The organism is Bradyrhizobium sp. Kon10 (assembly GCF_055807395.1).
In genome coordinates this window covers 1-487 of sequence record NZ_JBVVOZ010000124.1, presented here as the reverse complement: position 1 = coordinate 487, position 487 = coordinate 1, and the positions used below count along the sequence as shown (strand labels likewise).

The 487-nt window shown below is 67.8% G+C and carries 1 protein-coding gene; it reads left to right on the top strand.

Features of this window, described 5'->3' with window-relative positions:
• Positions 1-40 precede the first annotated feature (40 nt).
• The coding region (locus AC0L2O_RS36350; protein WP_473373144.1) for a chemotaxis protein CheW at positions 41-487 on the top strand (447 nt) is incomplete at its 3' end.

The window sequence follows — 487 nt, the reverse complement described above, 5'->3', positions numbered from 1 at the left end:
GCAGCGGCGTAACCAGCGGGATGGATCAGGAGAGACGCACATGACCAAGAAGACCCAGTCCGGCGAAGGCGCCATGGTCGAATACGTCACCGCGATGATCGGCGGCCAGCTGTTCGGCCTGCCGATCTCCCGGGTCCAGGACGTGTTCATGCCCGAGCGTGTCACCCGCGTGCCGCTGTCCTCGCGCGAGATCGCGGGCGTGTTGAACCTGCGCGGCCGCATCGTCACCGTGGTCGACATGCGCGCCCGGCTCGGCCTGCCCAAGCCCGAGGATGGCAAGGTGCCGATGGCGGTCGGGGTCGATTTGCGCGGCGAATCCTATGGCCTGCTGATCGACCAGATCGGCGAGGTGCTGCGCCTGTCCGAGGACGGCAAGGAAGACAACCCCGTCAACCTCGACCCCCGCATGGCCAAGCTCGCCGGCGGCGTCCACCGCCTCGACGGTCAGCTCATGGTCGTCCTCGACGTCGATCGCGTCCTCGAGCTC